The sequence below is a fragment of the Mesobacillus sp. genome (genome assembly GCF_047739415.1).
Classification (GTDB): domain Bacteria; phylum Bacillota; class Bacilli; order Bacillales; family Cytobacillaceae; genus Mesobacillus.
The window spans coordinates 1-2,116 of the sequence record NZ_JBIQOE010000289.1 but is presented as its reverse complement, the minus strand read 5'-3'; the positions used below and the strand labels follow the sequence as shown (position 1 = coordinate 2,116).

Genomic DNA, 2,116 nt, shown 5'->3' with positions numbered 1-2,116 from the left:
TTTTGACTTCATTGGCAGGACGGAAATCGAAATGTATAGCCGACTGTCCAGAAACGCAGAAACTGGAGACTCCGACAAAGAAGCGCTTTTTGCTTCTGCCGGCGGAGTTGAAGTTTCGGAGTTTCTAGGAGGCGAAACTAGCCAAGCGTCTCGAGGGGCAAGGCGCTGGAGCTGGACAAAGCAAAAAAATCTGGAATCCTGCGGCATTTCCCACCGAAGTAATTCCAGATTTTTATTTTTAGATAATTCCGCGACGGCCTGCGATACGGTCAATATTATCTAGCATAATACCTGTTCCAATCGCAACACAATCCATTGGATTATCCGCAATCAGTACCGGTACCTTCAATTCTTCCTGCATCAACTGGTCGATTCCGTGAAGCAATGCCCCGCCGCCAGTCAAAATGACACCGCGGTCAATGATGTCTGCGGATAATTCAGGAGGAGTTTTCTCCAGCACCGTTTTTGCCGCCTGAACGATGACAGCAACTGATTCTCTTAATGCCTTTTCAATCTCCTCAGAACGCACCGTAATCGTGCGTGGAAGTCCGGACACCATATCACGGCCGCGGATTTCCATTTCCTCGCTGCGGCTGCCTGGGAAGACAGTCCCAATTTGGATCTTAATATTCTCAGCTGTTCTCTCACCGATTAACAGCTTATATTCACGTTTAATGTAATTTAAAATTTCAGCGTCGAACTTGTCGCCGGCCATTTTGATTGATTGAGATGTGACGATGTCGCCCATTGATAGGACAGCTACATCCGTCGTTCCGCCACCGATATCAACAACCATGTTTCCGCTCGGCTGGAAGATGTCCATGCCAGCTCCGATTGCCGCAACCTTTGGCTCTTCTTCAAGATAAATCTTTTTGCCACCGCTCTTTTCAGCAGCTTCCTTGATTGCCTTTTGCTCAACGCTCGTTATGTTCGTCGGGCAGCAAATCAGGATGCGTGGCTTCGACAAGAAACCTTTTACATTCAATTTATTGATGAAATGCTTAAGCATTGATTCCGTTACATCGAAATCCGCGATTACCCCATCCTTCAACGGGCGAATCGCTACGATATTGCCAGGTGTACGCCCAACCATTTTGCGCGCCTCTTCCCCAACAGCCAAAACCTTGTTCGTGTTCTTATCAATCGCCACAACAGACGGTTCATTCAAGACAATTCCTCGACCTTTTACATGGATCAACACATTGGCTGTACCAAGGTCAATCCCGATATCCCTTGCAAACATTTTGCTTTTTCCTCCTTGACAAATGGCTGGCTGCGGCTGATTAAGCCTCGTTATCTCAGCTGATGAAAAGCCTCATCTATGTAAAATAGATCACGATGTCCGAGATTACACAGACGCTGCCGCAATCTGCGAACCATATTCTACCCTAATTGTTTATTTTATCACAATGATAGGAAATAAGTAACCGAATGATGAAAAATTTGAAACAATTTGTTTAAATTTGTCACATTTAAATCGGTAAATGTAACTTTTCATTCAAACTTTTCCATACTGCCTTTTTTCCTATGCCTTCCCATCGCCAATTCTGGCATTCAAATCCCTTTTCCTACAGCGGAAAATATTTTTTTCGCGAATTCACACTGTATTCCCGCGAAAATCATCCATAATTCCGCGATATTCCTCTGGAATTCCGCTAACCGGGAAAAACACTTGATTCTTTTTTCAATTTTTTAGCCGCTCCAAATAAAACAAACCGGGAGAAGTCAACACCCCCGTGGCCAAATTTCTATTCTTCTTTAACCTTTCACTCTATGTCTGCATACCAGCACTGTTGCTGCTGCTCCAAGCAGTCTAGCCATACTAGCGATGATTAATGTATAAACAAAGCTTCAGATTCACCGTCTCCGTAACAGCATGGTGTACATCCTTTGCTAAACTTGCTTGGCCATTTCTACCCATGATAAAAAGGCGGCAGCCTCCGCTATGTATAAAGCAGAATCATACACGCCTTTTGTGGCGATGCCCGGCTTTTCCGAATCTAAGCTGGGCATTTTTCATTTTGTTGTTGGCAATGATCACACAGCTGAATTACGTTCCCTCCAATCTGTTTGTTTCAATTCTTTTTCACTTAACCGGCTCTTCTTCCCTTTCCTC

The 2,116-nt window shown here is 44.6% G+C and carries 2 protein-coding genes; one reads left to right on the top strand and one right to left on the bottom strand.

Features of this window, described 5'->3' with window-relative positions; genetic code table 11:
- Positions 1-283, top strand: a 283-nt coding sequence (locus tag ACH0QE_RS23370) for a hypothetical protein (protein WP_415802823.1), incomplete at its 5' end; no start/stop codon positions are given.
- Here ACH0QE_RS23370 and ACH0QE_RS23365 read toward each other — a convergent pair.
- Positions 239-1,243 (bottom strand): rod shape-determining protein, encoded by a 1,005-nt coding sequence (locus tag ACH0QE_RS23365; RefSeq protein WP_415802822.1) that lies wholly within the window; start codon positions 1,241-1,243, stop codon positions 239-241. The two genes, ACH0QE_RS23370 and ACH0QE_RS23365, sit on opposite strands and share 45 nt — an antisense overlap.
- Between the last annotated feature and the right edge of the window lie 873 nt (positions 1,244-2,116).